Source organism: Lacticaseibacillus boliensis (assembly GCF_054784775.1).
Genome location: NZ_BAAIHN010000014.1, coordinates 12,185 through 29,881, shown reverse-complemented (window position 1 = coordinate 29,881; position 17,697 = coordinate 12,185). Strand labels below are relative to the sequence as shown.

Below are 17,697 nucleotides of genomic sequence, written 5' to 3'. Positions count from 1 at the left end.
TTAAGCAATAGGAGGGATTCAGTATGGCAAAAGCATACACCGTGGTCTTGGTTGCCACCCCGTCAGGGTATCTCGTCATTAATCGCCGCAAACCGCCGTATGTCGGGTTGTGGAACGGACTAGGCGGAAAGGTCGAACCCGGCGAAACACCGGCGGCCGGCGCGATCCGCGAGGTGCAAGAAGAAAGCGGCATCCGGTTGACAGCAGTTCAAGATTGCGGACTGGTACACTGGTATGTCGACGGGCAGTTGCGCGGGGAGCTATATCTTTTCAGCGGGACGACCACCACAGAAGGTGACTGGCCACAAGCAACGCGCGAAGGCATCTTGGCGGCGATGCCAGACGCTTGGCTGATGGATCCGGCCAACCTCGGCTTAGTGCCGGATCTTGCCGCGATGTTGCCGCTGTTCAAAGCCCAAAAGCCGGGCGAGTACGCCTCACATTTTACCGGTGAGCAGTTCATCGATTTGGTGGCAGTCAATGATTGACGTCGGGGTGACGGCGGTCGCTGAGCACCCGACGCTGGCCGCCGACGGGAAAACTAGCACGCTGTTAGACCTTGCCCGGTATTTTCCAATCGTTGAGTTGGACACGACTTACTATGGGATTCCCAAGCCAGAAACGGTGATGAAGTGGCAACAACAGGTGCCTAAACAGATGCGCTTCATCGTCAAGGCGACGGCGTTCATGACGCTACACGAGCGCTCAGACGAAGTCGACGTTCCGCAACAGTTTGCAACGCTTGCCGACGTGTTGAAACCGCTGGTCGTCACTCACCAACTGGCAGCAATTTTGTTCCAGTTGCCACCTTATTGCGCGGTGACGCCAACTAACGTGCGCTACCTGCGCCGGGTACGCGAGCGCTATCCCGACTTGCCGGTGGCAGTCGAGTTCCGCCACGACAGCTGGTATCTGCCGCAGTATCGCGAATCGACGCTGGCGCTGTTGCGCGAGTTGCGAATGATCCACGTCGTCGTCGACGAGCCGCAGACGCCAAGCGGCAGTGTCCCGCTGGTGCCGGTGGCCACGAATGCTGAGTTGACGATCATGCGCCTACACGGCCGCAACTACGCCGGTTGGCAAAATGGAAACGGCCCCGGCTGGCGTTCCCGCCGGACCAACTACCGCTACCAACCAGCTGAGCTTGAACAACTGCTGACAACGGCGAGAAGCCTCAAGAGCCGCGACGTTGCCGTGATTTTCAACAACAACGGTGGCGGAGACGCCGCTGCCAATGCACAACAATTCATCGCCAAAGCCAGCCTCGACTACCCACACCTGGCGCCACGACAGCTCGACTTGTTTTAGAGACGATTACTGTCTGGTAGCGTAGGCATTTAGTTGGTTTTAGACCAATCGCGGTCGGGTGCGGGCAAAAGCGACTCCAGCAGGATCAATCTGTCGTGGAGAGGGTTCGGCTTCGCTAACTTCGTCTGCGACGAAGTGGATCTCCACCTGTGCCTTGCTGTAAGCGACAAGTCGCTAACAGCAATCTCACCACGTCAGATTGACCTGCTTCCGTCACTTTCGCCCACACCCTAGATTCTGCGTATCAGGATAGTATCGTGTAACGGACAGCGGGCTATCCCACGCTATAAATATGGTGTAACAACTGTATTGTCAGTCGCTATCCAATTTTTCTAACCTCGGAAATTGCCACTTAGGATATTTAGAACGCAAATGTGAGGACGGGGTGTGCGGAGACAGGAGATGGCTCAGGCGCGGCGTTGTTGTTAGCGGCTTGCCGCTTACAACAAAGGCGTCGAAGGAGATCCACTCGACGCGAAGCGGAGAGTTAGCTCCTGAACGCCGCGCACCGTTCCAGCCATCTCCTGTCGGAGCGCACCCCGTCCGGACCTATACTACTATCCAAAACGCATCCCAAGGAAGACTTACGCTGCCGGACAAGGCAAGTTGATTCAGATGGATTTAGCAAACTTTCTCATTCGTTATGCGTCCTATGCTATACTAAAAGGCATCTAGACACTTGTTTGCAAGTGCAATACTGAGATTGTTGCAGGAGGCACAATATTCATGGCAAAACCAACGTTCTACGTGACCACCCCGATCTATTACCCAAGTGGCAAGCTTCACATCGGTAACGCGTACTCGACCATTGCGGCCGACGTTATCGCGCGTTACAAGCGCCTGATGGGTTACGATGTTTTCTTCTTAACTGGGACTGACGAACACGGCTTGAAGATCGAACAAAAAGCCGACGCCTTGGGCATCACGCCACAAGCGTATGTCGATGGCATGGTCGCGCAGATCAAGTCGCTGTGGAAGATGCTTGAAATCACCAACGACAAGTTCATCCGGACGACCGATGAAGAACACGTCAAGGCGGTCCAAAAAATCGTCGAACGCCTGATCAAACAAGGCGACGTTTATTTGGGTGAATACACCGGTTGGTATTCTGTGGAAGACGAAGAATACTTCACTGAACCGCAACTGGCAGAAGTTTATCGCGATCAAAACGGTAAGGTCATCGGCGGGAAAGCACCTTCTGGCCATGAAGTGCAGCTGGTTAAGGAAGAGAGTTACTTCTTCCGCATGAGCAAATACGCCGATCGCCTGCTGAAGTATTACGATGAGCATCCCGATTTCATCCAGCCAGAGACTCGCAAGAAGGAAATGATCAACAACTTCATTAAGCCAGGGTTGGAAGACTTGGCGATGTCACGGACAAGCTTCAACTGGGGCGTGCCGGTGCCAGAAAATCCGAAGCACGTGGTTTACGTGTGGGTCGATGCGTTGCTCAACTACATCACCGCGCTGGGTTATGGTTCCGACAACCACGACTTGTTTGACAAGTACTGGCCGGCCAATGTCCAGCTGATCGGTAAAGAAATCGTCCGGTTCCACACGATTTACTGGCCGATTATGTTGATGGCGCTGGGATTGCCAATTCCGAAGAAGATCTATGGCCATGGCTGGTTAGTGATGAAAGACGGCAAGATGTCCAAGTCCAAGGGCAACGCCATCTATCCGGAAATGCTGGTCGAACGCTACGGGTTGGATGCGCTACGTTACTATTTGATGCGTGCCATTCCGTTTGGTAACGACGGCATTTTCACCCCGGAAGACTTCATCGATCGGATCAACTTCGATCTCGCCAACGACCTGGGCAACTTGTTGAACCGAACGATCGCGATGATCAACAAGTATGTCGGTGGCACCTTGCCACAGTTGCAACACGACGGCACGCCGTTTGATGCTGGTCTTGAAGCAACGGCCGCGGCAGTCATCAAAGAATACGGGGAGCACATGGACGCCATGCAGTTCTCCGACGCGATGGATGCGGCTTGGAAACTGGTTGCGCGCGCCAACAAGTACATCGACGAAACCGAACCTTGGAACCTGGCCAAAGACGACAGCAAAAAGCCTGCGCTGGATTCTGTCATGGCACATCTGGCCGAAAGCCTGCGCCTGATCGCGCTGTTGATCCAACCCGTGATGACCCACGCGCCAAAGCAGATCTTCGGTCAGCTCGGCTTCGACGACCAAGACGAAGGCCAAGAAACCCTCGAATGGGGTCACCTGCCGGCCGGCGCCCAAGTGGTTGCCAAAGGGACGCCGATCTTCCCACGGCTCGACGCTGAAGCTGAAGTGGCCTGGATCAAAGCCCAGATGACGCCACCAAAGGCCAAGGCCACTGTTAAGGATGAAGACCGCAAGAAGGAAATCGATTTTGAGACCTTCGATAAGTCCGAGATCCGTGTCGCCGAGATCCTCGACGTCGAAAAGGTCAAAGGCGCTGACAAGCTGTTGAAGTTCACGCTCGACGCCGGCGATGAAGGAACCCGCCAGATCCTCAGCGGGATCGCGAAGTACTATCCACACTACGATGAACTCAAAGGCAAGAAGGTCATGGCGGTTGTCAACCTGAAGCCACGCAAGCTTCGTGGTGAAATGTCAGAAGGCATGTTGCTTTCTTCTGAAGACAGCAAAGGCAAGATCGAGCTTGTGATCGTGCCATCTGAAATCGAAAATGGGAGTTTGATCGGTTAACCAACTGATCGAGATATTAACGGTGTGCGATTTTTCGCACACCGTTTTTTGAGTTCAATTATTTTGAATTAAGGGCATCACCGGGGCAGCTGCAAGTACCATGAGCAATTTTTTGTGTGAGCTTTGGCTTACTAAAGAATCCGTTTTCAGAAACAGATGGCGGGTTATGTTTGCGGAGACCGGATGTGGCTTCATCCGAGCGTTAGAAAATCTGACATAAAGTTGTGCTTGCGTGAGCTAAAGTGACATCTATCATACTGGCTAGCATGGCCGCTAACGTATTAATATCGGAAATATTGTGCGATTCACTCTAATTGGAAGATTTTTCATCAATGAGAACTTGCATTATAAGAATTCGATGAGTAAACTAGTCTCTAAACTCACTTGTTTTTAAATAATGTTAGAGGTGAACGGAATGCGGCACAATCAGGAAACGATGTACGACCCAGAATTCGAACATGCCGCCTGCGGGATGGGTTTCATTACCCAGATCGACGGTCACGCCTCGCATGCTTTAGTTGAGCGTGCGTTGGTGATGTTGGAGCGGATGAACCATCGTGGCGGTACTGGCGCAGAACCGGATACCGGCGATGGCGCTGGGATCTTGATGGCGATGCCGGATAGTTTCTTCCGCAACTATGCGGCAGAACAAGACTTCGACTTACCGAAGTTTGGCGACTACGCAGTCGGTAACTTTTTCTTACCTCAAGATGAAGAAGGTAAGGACGCGACGCAAAAGGCCGTGACAGCGCAGGTAGAAAATCATGGTTTTCGTGTCTTGGCATGGCGTGCTGTGCCATATGTTTATGAAGCTTGTGGCCCGACTGCCCAAAAGGTGATGCCGAGCTTCATGCAGTTGATCGTCGCGCGTCCTGACGCTGTGGCGGCGGGACGGCCTTTTGAAGATGCCTTGTACAAATTACGGCGTCAGCTTGAAGGCTTGTTTACGGCGGATGATTTTACGATCGTGACCTTCTCCAGCCGGACGATCGGCTACAAGGGGATGTTGCACGCTTATCAAGTGGGGCAATTCTATCCGGATCTGCATGACGAAACCATGCAGTCATCGATTTGCTTAACGCATTCGCGTTTTTCCACCAACACCTTCCCAAGCTGGGATCGTGCCCAACCGTTCCGTTTCTTGGCCCATAACGGGGAAATCAACACCCTCAAAGGCGCCGAGAACTGGATGGCGTCTAACAACATTCCGGTATACAACGAAGACGATTCCGACTCCGCTAAGCTGGAAAACTGCATGGAATACCTCTACCACCACGGCCGCGATATTCCACAAGCCCTTTTGATGATGATGCCTGAAGCCTGGGGTGAAGACACCGGGATCTCCAAGCAACAACGCGCATTCGACGAATACAACGCCAGCTTCATGGCGCCTTGGGACGGTCCTGCCGCCATCTGCTTCACCGATGGCGTCCAAGTCGGTGCCGCCCTCGACCGTAACGGCTTACGCCCGTCGCGCTATTTGGTCACCAAAGACAACATCATGGTGGTTGCATCAGAATCTGGGGTCTTCGACGTTGCGCCGGAAGACTTAGTCGAAAAAGGCATCCTCGGCCCTGCCGAGATGGTGTTGGTCGACACGTCAGAAGGCAAGATCTATCACACCCAAGACATCAAGGACAAGTATTCGTCTGCCCATCCTTATCAACAATGGTTGGATGACAACCAGTTGACCTTGGATCAGGTGCCAGAAGCTGACGTTCAAGAAACCTTGACGCCAGAAAGCCTGCAGACGCTATGGCGCCGGCATGGCTACACTGAAGACATCATTCAAGATGCGATCATTCCGATGGCGACCAAAGGCGAAGAACCGATCATCTCGATGGGCTTTGACTCACCGCTGGCGGTTTTGTCGTCCAAGCCGCAAAGCTTGTTCACCTACTTCAAGCAACAATTTGCCCAAGTCACCAACCCACCGATCGATGCGATCCGTGAGAAGCTGGTCATCGGGACAGAAGTCTTCGTCGGCCCAGACGCCAATGTTGCCGCTGACGACCCGGCCAACGCCAAGAAGGTGAAGCTCGCTTCGCCGATGTTGACGACTTCAGAATTTGAGAAGCTCCGCCGGCTTGATCAAGACGGTTTCCACACGCAAGAATTGTCGATCTGCTACGCCAAGTCTGACCGTCAGCACCGTTTGCAACAGGCACTGGATGATCTGTTCCGCGCGGCAGAAACTGCGGTCGATGCCGGCAAGAACCTGTTGATTTTGACCGATCGCGATGCCGGCAAGTCCAAACTCGTGATGCCGATCTTGTTGGCCGTCTCTGGCTTGAACAATTATTTGGTACGCAAAGGCAAGCGGGGCAAGGCGTCGATCTTGGTCGATACCGGCGAAGCTTGTGAAGTCCACCATTACGCCGCTTTGATGGGGTATGGCGCCAGTGCCATCTATCCGTATGGCGTCTACGCGACGTTGAAGGCCTACAACATGGGTGACAAGCTCGACACTTACCGTCGTGCCGCTGAAAAAGGCATCGTCAAGGTCATGAGCCGGATGGGGATCTCGACCATCACCGGCTACCAAGGCGCCCAATTGTTTGAAGCGGTTGGTCTGTCGACGGCCGTTGTCGATGAATACTTCACCGGTACCCAAAGCCGTCTCGGCGGGATCGGTCTGGATCAGATCGAAGCTGAATACATGGCACGCTACGAGCGCGCATTTGGCCCGAAGGCGAAGTACGACCTGCCAAGCGGTGGTTCCTTCAAGTACCGTGCAGAAGGCGAGCACCATCTTTACAACCCGAAGACGATTTACAAGTTCCAGCGGGCGGTCCGCCTTGGCGATTACAAGCTGTACAAAGATTACGCCAAAGAGATGCACGAAGAAGAGCTGGCCGATCCGACAACGTTGCGTTCACAATGGCACATCCATTCTGATCGTCCAGCCGTGCCGTTGGCAGAGGTGGAACCCGTTTCTGCCATTGTCCGCCGTTTCAAGTCCGGCGCGATGTCTTATGGGTCGATCTCTGAAGAAGCCCACACGACCATTGCCGAAGCGATGAATCGCCTCGGTGGTAAGTCGAACTCTGGTGAAGGTGGCGAACCGCGCTGGCGGTTCAAGACCCAAGGCCAAAAGCAAGATGTGAACTCCAAGATCAAGCAGGTCGCTTCTGCACGTTTCGGGGTCAACACCGAATATCTCATGCACGCCGAAGAAATCCAGATCAAGATCGCCCAAGGCGCAAAGCCTGGTGAAGGGGGCCAGCTTCCTGGCACCAAGAACTTCCCATGGGTCGCTGAGGTCCGTGGTTCTGTGCCTGGTGTGCGGTTGATCTCGCCTCCGCCGCATCATGATATCTACTCGATCGAAGACCTTAAGCAACTCATCTACGATTTGAAGCAAGTTAACCCAGATGCCGCTGTGACTGTTAAGCTGGTGTCTTCCACCGGCGTCGGCACCATCGCGACTGGGGTCGTTAAGGCCGGTGCGGACAAGGTCGTCATCTCAGGTTATGACGGCGGTACCGGGGCCGCACCACGGAACTCCGTGCGTGATGCCGGTTTGCCATGGGAAATGGGTTTGTCTGAAGCCCATCAGACCTTGGCGATGAACCGTCTGCGTCAACGGGCTGTCTTGGAAACCGATGGGAAGCTGATGGATGGCCGCGACGTTGCCGTTGCGATCATGTTAGGCGCTGAAGAGTTCTCCTTTGCTTCGTTGGTCTTGGTTTCTGTTGGTTGTATCATGATGCGGGTCTGCTCGTTGAACACCTGCCCAACAGGGATCGCGACACAAAACCCAGCCTTGCGCAAGTTCTTCATCGGCACGCCTGAAAACGTCATTAACTGCATGGAATTCATCGCCCAGGATCTGCGTGAAGAGATGGCCAAGTTAGGTTATCGCACGGTTGATGAAATGGTCGGGCATGTCGAACACTTGGTACCGCGCTTCAACGCGACAGGCAAGGCCAAGACGCTGGACTTCTCGCGAATGCTGTCGAAGACTTACGGCATCGAACGTAAGGTCTCTGATCCGTTCAAGCCGGATGATGAGCGCCCGGCGCTCAATGCCTTCGCCCAAGCGGCGGTGCAATCTGACGAAAAAACGGTCATCCAACGGCCGATCGACAACGTACAACGCGCTGCTGGTGCCCGGATCTCCGGCTGGCTGGCAAAGCGGTTCTCAGACGATCATCTGCCAGACGATCGCTTGACCTATGAATACACTGGGGTCGCTGGGCAGTCGTTCGGGGCATTTGCCGCGGAAGGTCTGACCCTGCGTCTGATCGGTGAAGCCAATGACTATGTTGGTAAGTCGCTGTCTGGTGGCCGCCTGATCGTTCAGGCGCCACAACAGGCCGCCCAGCTTTACGCCAACGCCCCGATCGTCGGGAACGTTGCGTGCTTTGGTGCGACTAGTGGTGAAGCCTACTTCAACGGCCGTGCCGGCGAACGTTTTGCCGTTCGTAATTCCGGTGCCAACGTTGTGGTCGAAGGGATCGGGGACCACGGTTGTGAATACATGACCGGTGGGACCGCTGTGATCTTGGGCTCGACAGGGCGTAACTTCGGTGCCGGGATGTCCGGTGGGGTGGCTTACGTCTACGATCCAGAACATAAGTTGGAAGCCAATGCCAACAAGAACATGATCGAGTTCTTCAAGATCGGTGAAACTGCCGGTGATGAGATCTTACACGAGCTGATCGTCCGCCATGCGCGTTACACGAACAGTGCCAAGGCCATCGAGCTGTTGGCTAGCTGGGATCAGGCAAAGCAGGACTTTGTCAAAGTCTACCCGAAGGAATTCCATCGCATGAACGATCTGATGGCGACACTCAAGGCTCAAGGCGTTGCGCAAAAAGACCTCGAACAAGCCGCATTTGATCAGGTGATGGGTCCTCAACCCACAGTTAAGTAATGCCTAGCGCGTACTAAGGAGGATTATTAATATGTCAGATCCCTTCGGATTTATGAAGTATACGCGCAAGGATAATCCTTGGCGCGATCCCAAGACCCGAGTCTTGGACTTCGAAGAAATGGAAATCCCGTTGCCTGAAAAAGAACGGCGGGAACAAGCCTTACGTTGCATGAACTGCGGGGTGCCGCATTGCCACGTGGGCTACGCCTACGCTGGCGGCAAGGCGGTATCAGGTTGCCCGAACGACAACTTGATCCCAGAATGGCAAGATTTTGTCGGCCGCAACGAAGACAAGCGGGCTTTCCAGCGCTTGACGCTGACCAACCCGTTACCGGATTTTACCGGTCATGTCTGCCCGGCACCTTGTGAAGTCTCATGTAACGAGGCGTTAAACAACAAAGGTATCACGATCCGCAACAATGAACGCTTCATCATCGATCAAGCCTTCAAGTATGGCTGGGTCGAAGAATCTGGCCGTCCCGTATCCCGCAATGGCATCAAAGTGGCCATTGTCGGTTCCGGTCCGGCTGGACTGACCGCAGCTTGGCGGTTGAACCAGCTCGGTTATGACGTCACGGTTTTTGAAGCCGATGATCGTCCCGGTGGCTTGGTGATGTACGGGATCCCGAACATGAAGCTGCCTAAAGAAGATGTTGCACGCCGGATCGCCGTGATGGAAAAAGTCGGCATCCACTTCCAGTGCAACACTCGCGTCGGAATCGATATCTCTGGTGCTGAATTGCAGGCACAATATGCACGGGTCCTGCTCGCCATCGGTGCGCGGATGCCGCGTGACCTCAAGGCGCCTGGCCGTGAATTGGCTGGGGTCGAACAGGCCTTAGACTTCTTGACTGACGCGACCAAGGCCGTGGAAAAAGAAGGTACTGCCGCTAACACCAAGCTTGCTGGCAAGAAGATCGTCGTCGTCGGCGGTGGCGACACCGGTAACGACTGCATCGCAACGTCTCTGCGTCTCGGTGCCCGCGATATCTTGCAACTGGAAATCGTGCCGTCAGCACCAAGCACACGCCCAGATGACAACCCATGGCCAGAATGGCCACGGACGCAACGCATTGGCTATGGCCAAAGCGAATACGCTGAGTTGTCTGACAAGCCGCTGACACGTTTTGCCCACACCATCACCGAATTCCACGGTGACAACGGCCACGTCCAATCCATCACGATCAACGAAGCCGATCACTTCCAGCCGGTTGCCGGCACCGAAGTCACCGAAGACGCTGATCTGGTGCTGTTGGCCATGGGCTTCACCGGCGCTGATTCGTCAGTGTTCGATGACTGTGGCGTCCACAAGGTCTACGATGATTACAAGACCGACAACGAACAAGTTTATGTTGCTGGTGATGCCCGGCGCGGTCCTTCTCTGGTTATCTGGGGAATCCGCGAAGGCCGGATGGCTGCTGAAGCCATTCACCAATCATTAAGCTCCGCCGCAGAACTGGCACCAGCCAGTGCGGTTAAGCATGCATAGCCATATACGAAGAGGACAAGTCAATCGACTTGCCCTCTTTGCTTATGTTGTCCGGCAACGTAAGCGCGTAGTTGGCTGTAGACCAATCGCGGTCGGGTGCGGGCGAAAGCGACTCCAGCAGGCTTCAATTTGTCGTGGAGAGGGTGCTCGGCGGAGCTAACTTCGTCTGCGACGAAGTGGATCTCCACCTGCGCCTTGCTGTAAGCGACAAGTCGCTAACAGCAATCTCACCACGTCAGATTGACCTGCTTCTGTCACTTTCGCCCACACCCTGGATTCTGCGTATCAGGATAGTTTGATGTATCGGACAAGCGGGTCAACTCGTTGGTCACCACTGATCCATTTCTACTCTCTTAGAAATTGCCACTTCTGGTGACGAGCGACGCTAACGTCAGGGTTTGGGGTGTGGAGGCCCGAGATGGCTCAGGCGCGGCATTGTTGTTAGTGGCTTGCCGCTTACAACAAAGGCGTCGAAGGAGATCCACTCGTAGCGAAGCGGAGAGTTAGCTTCTGAGCGCCTCGCACCGTTCCAGCCATCTCAAGGGCCGGAACACACCAAACCCGACCTATACCACCATCCAAAAGACATCCCAAAGAGGACTTACGCTACCGGACAGTGTGAGTTGGCTACCATGGTTTGCTGGAAGTTGACCCGATGCGTATAATGATTGAGACAAGTAAAAGGAGTCCAATATGGAAATTTTTGATTCACATACTCACCTCAACGACACGCCTTACGCGGGCAAAGAAGCCGACTATGTCCAGCAGGCTAAGGACCTTGGCGTTGTGGAAATGGCGATCGTCGGCTCGGATACGACTTTAAACGCTGGCGCTATGCGGCTGGCGGCACAGTTTCCGAATCTTTATGCGATCGTTGGCTGGCATCCGGAGTCCAGCAAGGATTACACCCAAGAAGCAGAAGACCTCATGATCTCGCAGTTGGCCGCGCCTAAAACGGTGGCGTTAGGGGAGATCGGGCTAGATTATCACTGGGATACCAGCCCGCGTGAGATCCAGCGGCGTGTGTTCCGCCGGCAACTGGCGATCGCGCGTGAGCAGCACATGCCGGTGTCGATCCATTCCCGTGATGCTTTTGAAGATACCTATGCGATCTTGCGCGAAGCACACCTGGAAGAGTTTGGCGGGATCATGCACTCGTTCACCGGTGACGCGGAGTGGGCCAAGAAGTTTTTGGACTTGGGGATGTATGTCTCGTATTCAGGCATTGTTTCGTTCAAAAACGCGCCTGAGGAACATCAAAGTGTCAAGGTGATCCCTGAAGATCGCTTGTTGGTGGAAACCGACGCGCCGTATCTGACCCCGACACCGTTTCGCGGCAAGCCCAATCAACCGGCCTACACGCATTATGTGGTCGATGCGGTGGCGAAGTTCAGAGAAGATACTGCAGAACACATTGCGGCGATCACGCGTGCCAACGCCCATCGCATTTTTGGCCTGGAGGAACTATGAGCAAATTCAAACAGATCATCGTCGTCGAAGGACGCGATGATACCAAGCGCTTGACCGAAGCGTTTGGCCCGATCGATACGATCGAAACGCGCGGCTCCGCGATTTCTAAAGAGACGCTGGCCTTGATTGCCCACGCCCAGGCGACCCGTGGCGTGATCGTGTTGACCGATCCCGATTTTCCTGGGGAAAAAATCCGCAAGACAATTTCTGCGGCGGTGCCTGGCGTCACGCACGCGTTTTTGCCACGGGCAGATGCGCGTCCTGATCGCGCCCATCAAAGCCTGGGGGTCGAACATGCGACGCCTGCCGCACTCAAAGAAGCCTTGGCGCACCTGATCGTCGAAACGCCAGACGCCCAAGCTCAGATCGCAACAAGCACCCTGTACGCTGCCGGCTTGATCGGTGGCCCCCGCGCTGCCAAGCGGCGCGCGCGGATCGGGGATGTGTTGCACATCGGCTACACGAACGGTAAGCAACTGCAAAAACGGCTCCGGCAGTTTGGCATCACGGAAGCCCAATTGCAGCAAGCTGTCGCCCAATTAGATGAGGAGGACGCCCATGCCTGAACATATCGCCAATCCGGCGCGCACCGCCGCGATTTTGAAACGTCACGGCTTCACCTTCAAGAAGAGCCTCGGGCAGAACTTCTTGACGAATCCTACGATTTTGCAAAACATCGTCGATGCCGCCGGCTTGAGTGCCGCTGACGATGTGATCGAAGTCGGCCCCGGCATCGGGTCGCTGACGCAGTTTATCGCCGAAAACAGCCATCACGTGCTGGCGCTAGAAGTCGACGGGCGGCTGTTGCCGGTGTTGGCCGAGACGCTTGACGGCTATTTGAATGTTGAGGTCGTCTTAGAAGACGTCTTGAAGGCGGACCTGCCCAAGCTGGTGGCGGAACACTTTGACGGCAAGCATCAGCTGAAGGTGGTCGCTAACCTGCCGTATTACATCACGACGCCGATCCTGACGCACCTGATGAAGTCGCAGCTGCCTTTTGCCAGCCTGACGGTCATGATGCAAAAAGAAGTGGCAGACCGGCTGACAGCGACGCCAAATTCCAAGGACTACGGGAGCCTGACGATTGGGATCCAGCAGTTCATGGATGTCGCCGTCGCCTTCGATGTGCGCCGGACGAACTTCGTGCCGGCACCCAATGTTGATTCCGCTATCGTGACGTTGACGCGTCGCCAGACGCCACGGGTGACAGTTAAAGATCAATCCGCGTTCGATCGGTTGGTGCGCGGGGCCTTCGCGGCGCGCCGCAAGACGCTGTGGAATAATCTGCAGAACCTTTATGGCAAGCAGAACAAACCGGCGCTACAGGCGGCTTGTGAGGCGGCACAAGTGGATGTCAGCAAGCGGGCAGAAGCGCTTTCAATCGAAGATTTTGGCCGTTTGGCAGATGCATTGGTTGCAAGCGGTTTTTAAGGATGGCTGTAACCTTAAAATTTTGGTGAAAAACGTTGATTTACTGGGTGTTTAATAGTTGCGGAATGCGACTTGTAATGGTATAATTGCAAATTCATAAAATTTGTGCTATGCTATTAACTAAGAGGTGAAGTGCATGCCAATGACTTTAGCAAGCATCAAGCAACAACTCGACGGTAAAATCGGCGAGAATCTCACAGTCGTCGCCCAAGCGGGCCGCAAGAAGGTTACCCGACGCAAGGGTACGTTGAAAGAAACCTATCCTGCAATTTTCGTGGTCGACCTCGATCAGGCAACCAACTCATTCGAACGCGTTTCTTATAGTTACGCAGATCTACTCACCAAATCGATCCAAATCACATTTGATGATGAAGCCCAAGTTTCCTAAAATCAGTCATGTTGCTAGTTGCACATGGCTTTTTTTGTACGCTAATTTACGATTGCTGTCCGGCGGCGTAAGTCTTCTTTGGGATAGTGGTATAGGTCGGGTTTGGTGTGTTCCGGCCCTTGAGATGGCTGGAACGGTGCGAGGCGCTCGGAAGCTAACTCGGCTCCGCCGAGTGGATCTTCCTCGACGCCTTTGTTGTAAGCGGCAAGCCGCTAACAACAATGCCGCGCCTGAGCCATCTCGGGCCTCCACACCCCAACCCCTGACGTTAGCGTCGCTCGTCACCAGAAGTGCAATTTCTAAGAGAGTAGAAATGGATTAGTTGTGACCAACGAGTTGACCCATTTGGCCATGACACCGAACTATCCTGGTACGCAGAATCCAGGGTGTGGGTGAAAGTGACGGAAGCAGGTCAATCTGACGTGGTGAGATTGCTGTTAGCGCCTTGTCGCTTACAGCAAGGCGCAGGTGGAGATCCACTTCGTCGCAGACGAAGTTAGCTCCGCCGAGCACCCTCTCCACGACAGATTGATCCTGCTGGAGTCACTTTTGCCCGCGCCCGACAGTTTACTGGTCTACCCAACGCAAAATGCTTACGTTGCCGGACAGTGACAGCACGGAATTGATCAAGGCGGATCGCAAGTCATCGGTCAAAGAGATGCTAAGTGTAGAAAAAACGGTTATACTAGAAAGAAATCCCTTACGAGACTGGTGGTCATTATGGAACTGATCCAAAAAGCCCCGGCCAAGATCAACCTGAGTCTAGATGCGCTGTACCGCCATCATGACGGTGAGCACGAATGGCGGATGGTGATGACTTCTGTCGACCTCGCCGATTATGTGCATATCCAGCCGAACAAGACGATCCGTGTCACCACGGACAGCGGGTTTCTGCCGGAAGATCCACGTAATCTTGCTTACAAAGCGGCGATGGTGTTGCAGCGTGCGGCCGGGACCCACCTGGGTGCACGCATTCATATCGAAAAACATATTCCCGTATCTGCCGGGTTAGGCGGCGGCTCTTCTGATGCCGCCGCGGTGTTGCGCGGGCTGAACGATTTGTGGCAGTTGGGGTATTCGCTCGAACAGTTGGCGACGATCGGCTTGCAGATCGATTCAGATGTGCCTTACTGCGTCTACTCGAAAACGGCGCTGGTCACAGGCCGCGGGGAGATCGTCCGGCCTTTAGGCGCGCTTCCGAGCTTTTGGGTGGTCTTGGCCAAGCCGCGCGCGTCGGTATCGACGCCCAGCATTTTGAACGCCTTGGACTATTCGCAACCGCTGCCGCGCCCGGACACAGACCGCGTGCTTTCTGGCATCGCCAGCCATGATTTTGCCGAAATGGCATCGGGCATGGCCAATTCGTTGGAAAAGTTGACGGCGAGCCGCTATCCGGATATTACCGCGCTGACAACGCGCTTTGTGAAATACGGTGCACAGATCGCACAGATGTCTGGCTCGGGCCCGACGGTGTTTGCGCTGTGTCAGAAACATAGCCGCGCGATTCGGGTCTATAACTCAATGAAGGGCTTTTGCCCCGAGGTTTATCTGGTCAGGCCACTTGGCTAAAGCAGTGCCGTCACGTTGACGCACTGCTATTTTTTATGAGGAGGCAATGATGGGACTTAGCGAATCGACGTTTTTATTGAGCCAACAGGCACAGCTGACTGTGCCGCAGCAGGCGTTGATCGCACGGCTGCGACAGTTTGTCGCAGACCACCGAGCCGATGCGCAAGCCGCCGTGTTTGTGCTTCATGGAGACGCCGGCTCCGGCAAAAGCGTTGTGCTTAACGCGGCGTTTACGGCGGTGCGCGAGCCGGGGATGCATCTGTTGGTCAACCATAACGAGATGCTGAAGGTTTACAAGGAAGTCGCCGGGCAGACGCCTGGGCTATACAAGAAGGATTTTGAGAAACCAACGCCGTTTATCAACCGCATGCAACGCCTGAAGCAAAAAGCGACTGCCGTGTTTGTCGACGAGGCGCACCTGCTGTTGAGCCAACCGGATCCGTTCAACGCGTACCGCGGCCACAATCAGCTCGCAGACTTGCTGGAACTGGCGCATGTGGTGGTGGTAGTCGAAGATTTTAACCAAGTTGTTAAGCTCAAGAGCCACTGGGATCAGGCGCTGTTGGCGCAGACGCTGGCCGGGCATGTGGTCGAAGAAGCGACGCTCGACCAACAGCTACGGCTGCAAGATCCGGCCGTCAGTGCATGGATCAACGCGTTCGTGCAAGACCGGCGGCTGTTGCCGCTACCGCGACCCAAGGACTATGATTTGCGGGTGTTTGCTGATGGCACGCCATTATATGACTGGATCCGTGCGCAAGATAAGCGCGTGGGGTTGGCGCGGATGATCGCCACGACGGACTTTCCGTTTCGGGTGTTTGGGGCGCAAACATGGTGGGTGGATGCCGGTTCGTTGCGTCTGCCATGGGATAAGATCAACTTTACGGATCGGCCATGGGCGAGTCGTCCGGAGACGCTGGCTGAAGTTGGTTCGATCTACACGATCCAAGGCTTTGATCTCAACTATGCGGGTATCATCTTGGGCCCCAGTATCGATTACGATCCCGTCACCCACCGCGTTGTCGTTGCCACAGAGCGCTTCGAAGACCAAGAGGCCTTCCGGCGCCGTGCTGGGTTGGGGGAGGCGGAAAAAGCCGCGATTATTTTGCACGTGGCGAATATCTTGATGAAACGCGGTCGCCTGGGTTTGGGATTGTATGCAGTGAATCCGCGGTTGGCAACCCAGTTACAATTATTATCGCAGTAATGTCGACAAGCCGAACGCTAGCGTACCAACGCTTACCGGTCTCATCGGAATGGTTACGATAATCCGTGCCCATTGACAAGGGCAATCCAGCACGCCAGAATGAGGCTAAGTAAGCGAACGGAGGCGTTATGATGACAAATCCAAAACCCGATGTGGCTTTCCGCTGGGGGATCTTGTTGAATATGGGTTATATTGTTGCCGAAGTCGGGTTTGGTGCGGCCGTCGGGTCAATGGCGTTAGTCGCTGATGCGTTGCATAACCTTAGTGATGTGTTGGGATTGGCGATTTCTTGGTTGGCGGCGTGGTTGTCTTGCCGGCGACCGACGAAGAAACGAACATACGGGTATAAGAGTTCGTCGATTTGGGCGGCGTTGATCAACGCCGTGTTCTTATTGGTCGCGATGGGGGCGATCATTGTCGAAGCAATCAACCGCTTTGGCCATCCCCAACCGATCCAAGGCGGTGTCGTGATGCTGGTTGCCGGTATCGGGATCATCATCAACGGGGTGACTGCGATGCTGTTTCATCATGGCAAAGACCATGATCTCAACATCCGCGGGGCGTTCATGCACATGGCCGCAGACGCCGGCGTGTCACTAGGTGTCGTCATCGCAGGGGGGATCTACCTGTTGACCGGCTGGGAATGGCTGGATCCGATGATCTCGATCGTCGTGGCCTTGGTGGTGTTGGCAGGCACTTGGGGATTGCTCAAAGACGCGGTCAACTTGGCGATGGCGGCGGTGCCTAAAGAAGTCGATTATGCGGCGGTGACAGCATGTATCGAAAATTTTGACACCGTGATTGCTTGCCACGACCTGCACATCTGGGCGCTGAGTACGACCGACGTCGCGCTGACGGTGCATGTGCTGCGCAGCACCAGTGAAAACAACGATTGGTTCCTGGAAAAACTCGGTGAAGAACTGCGTAAGCACTACGACATCGCCCATGTGACGATCCAAGTCGAATATGGGGATTATCAGCCATTACGGTTCCGCGACAATCCTTATTAGCGATTTCTTAAAGCTGAGACATACCTTGTTACACAAGCACCTCTGCACCACGATTGGTTTTTGAATCGCGGTGCAGAGGCGTTTTGCGTCTGATGCATAACTGCGCCGGCGATAATCGCCTTTTGGCTACTGAGGATTTACAACTTGACTTTTATCCGCATAAACGGCAGAATATTAAACTGTTTGTGTTTTGATTTATGGAATTATTAACGAACGTTCGTTAATATAATTAAGAAAGTTCTG

At 54.4% G+C, this 17,697-nt stretch carries 12 protein-coding genes; all 12 read left to right on the top strand.

The annotated features are described in order from the left end of the window. Positions 1 to 23 precede the first annotated feature (23 nt). Positions 24 to 488, top strand: a complete 465-nt coding sequence (locus ACYVRB_RS07435; protein ID WP_461214514.1) for an NUDIX hydrolase — start codon at positions 24 to 26, stop codon at positions 486 to 488. Continuing rightward, positions 481 to 1,308 carry a DUF72 domain-containing protein gene (locus ACYVRB_RS07430; RefSeq protein ID WP_461214513.1) on the top strand — a complete coding sequence of 276 codons (828 nt, stop codon included), beginning with the start codon at positions 481 to 483 and terminating at the stop codon, positions 1,306 to 1,308. The genes ACYVRB_RS07435 and ACYVRB_RS07430 overlap by 8 nt, the downstream gene beginning before the upstream one ends. A 726-nt stretch (positions 1,309 to 2,034) precedes the next feature. After that, the gene (gene metG, locus ACYVRB_RS07425; protein ID WP_461214512.1) at positions 2,035 to 4,011 is read left to right on the top strand and encodes a methionine--tRNA ligase; all 1,977 of its coding nucleotides are present in this window, start codon (positions 2,035 to 2,037) and stop codon (positions 4,009 to 4,011) included. Positions 4,012 to 4,426: 415 nt separating this feature from the next. Next, on the top strand, positions 4,427 to 8,890 hold the full coding sequence (gltB, locus tag ACYVRB_RS07420; protein WP_461214510.1) for a glutamate synthase large subunit: 4,464 nt from the start codon (positions 4,427 to 4,429) through the stop codon (positions 8,888 to 8,890). A 31-nt stretch (positions 8,891 to 8,921) separates the two neighbouring features. Then, entirely contained in the window at positions 8,922 to 10,379 is a 1,458-nt protein-coding gene (locus ACYVRB_RS07415; RefSeq protein ID WP_461214509.1) for a glutamate synthase subunit beta, read from the top strand. A 693-nt stretch (positions 10,380 to 11,072) separates the two neighbouring features. Then, entirely contained in the window at positions 11,073 to 11,849 is a 777-nt protein-coding gene (locus ACYVRB_RS07410; protein WP_461214508.1) for a TatD family hydrolase, read from the top strand. Further along, the gene (rnmV, locus tag ACYVRB_RS07405; RefSeq protein ID WP_461214507.1) at positions 11,846 to 12,415 is read left to right on the top strand and encodes a ribonuclease M5; all 570 of its coding nucleotides are present in this window, start codon (positions 11,846 to 11,848) and stop codon (positions 12,413 to 12,415) included. The genes ACYVRB_RS07410 and rnmV overlap by 4 nt, the downstream gene beginning before the upstream one ends. Continuing rightward, positions 12,408 to 13,280, top strand: a complete 873-nt coding sequence (gene rsmA, locus ACYVRB_RS07400; protein ID WP_461214505.1) for a 16S rRNA (adenine(1518)-N(6)/adenine(1519)-N(6))-dimethyltransferase RsmA — start codon at positions 12,408 to 12,410, stop codon at positions 13,278 to 13,280. The genes rnmV and rsmA overlap by 8 nt, the downstream gene beginning before the upstream one ends. Before the next feature lie 136 nt (positions 13,281 to 13,416). Next, on the top strand, positions 13,417 to 13,668 hold the full coding sequence (locus tag ACYVRB_RS07395) for a Veg family protein (protein ID WP_461214504.1): 252 nt from the start codon (positions 13,417 to 13,419) through the stop codon (positions 13,666 to 13,668). A 720-nt stretch (positions 13,669 to 14,388) separates the two neighbouring features. Next, positions 14,389 to 15,237 (top strand): 4-(cytidine 5'-diphospho)-2-C-methyl-D-erythritol kinase, encoded by an 849-nt coding sequence (gene ispE, locus ACYVRB_RS07390; protein WP_461214503.1) that lies wholly within the window; start codon positions 14,389 to 14,391, stop codon positions 15,235 to 15,237. 46 nt (positions 15,238 to 15,283) lie between these two features. Further along, positions 15,284 to 16,444: a DUF2075 domain-containing protein gene (locus tag ACYVRB_RS07385; RefSeq protein WP_461214502.1), complete on the top strand. Its 1,161-nt coding sequence runs from the start codon at positions 15,284 to 15,286 to the stop codon at positions 16,442 to 16,444. 131 nt (positions 16,445 to 16,575) lie between these two features. After that, positions 16,576 to 17,454: a cation diffusion facilitator family transporter gene (locus ACYVRB_RS07380; RefSeq protein ID WP_461214555.1), complete on the top strand. Its 879-nt coding sequence runs from the start codon at positions 16,576 to 16,578 to the stop codon at positions 17,452 to 17,454. The last annotated feature ends 243 nt before the right edge of the window (positions 17,455 to 17,697 follow it).

Bases quoted from the DNA above. Each gene is read 5' to 3' on its own strand.
- metG (WP_461214512.1), top strand. From the start codon at position 2,035: ATGGCAAAACCAACGTTCTACGTGACCACCCCGATCTATTACCCAAGT.
- ACYVRB_RS07410 (WP_461214508.1), top strand. From the start codon at position 11,073: ATGGAAATTTTTGATTCACATACTCACCTCAACGACACGCCTTACGCG.
- rsmA (WP_461214505.1), top strand. From the start codon at position 12,408: ATGCCTGAACATATCGCCAATCCGGCGCGCACCGCCGCGATTTTGAAA.
- gltB (WP_461214510.1), top strand. From the start codon at position 4,427: ATGCGGCACAATCAGGAAACGATGTACGACCCAGAATTCGAACATGCC.
- ACYVRB_RS07380 (WP_461214555.1), top strand. From the start codon at position 16,576: ATGACAAATCCAAAACCCGATGTGGCTTTCCGCTGGGGGATCTTGTTG.
- ACYVRB_RS07430 (WP_461214513.1), top strand. From the start codon at position 481: ATGATTGACGTCGGGGTGACGGCGGTCGCTGAGCACCCGACGCTGGCC.
- ACYVRB_RS07415 (WP_461214509.1), top strand. From the start codon at position 8,922: ATGTCAGATCCCTTCGGATTTATGAAGTATACGCGCAAGGATAATCCT.
- ACYVRB_RS07385 (WP_461214502.1), top strand. From the start codon at position 15,284: ATGATGGGACTTAGCGAATCGACGTTTTTATTGAGCCAACAGGCACAG.
- rnmV (WP_461214507.1), top strand. From the start codon at position 11,846: ATGAGCAAATTCAAACAGATCATCGTCGTCGAAGGACGCGATGATACC.
- ACYVRB_RS07395 (WP_461214504.1), top strand. From the start codon at position 13,417: ATGCCAATGACTTTAGCAAGCATCAAGCAACAACTCGACGGTAAAATC.
- ACYVRB_RS07435 (WP_461214514.1), top strand. From the start codon at position 24: ATGGCAAAAGCATACACCGTGGTCTTGGTTGCCACCCCGTCAGGGTAT.
- ispE (WP_461214503.1), top strand. From the start codon at position 14,389: ATGGAACTGATCCAAAAAGCCCCGGCCAAGATCAACCTGAGTCTAGAT.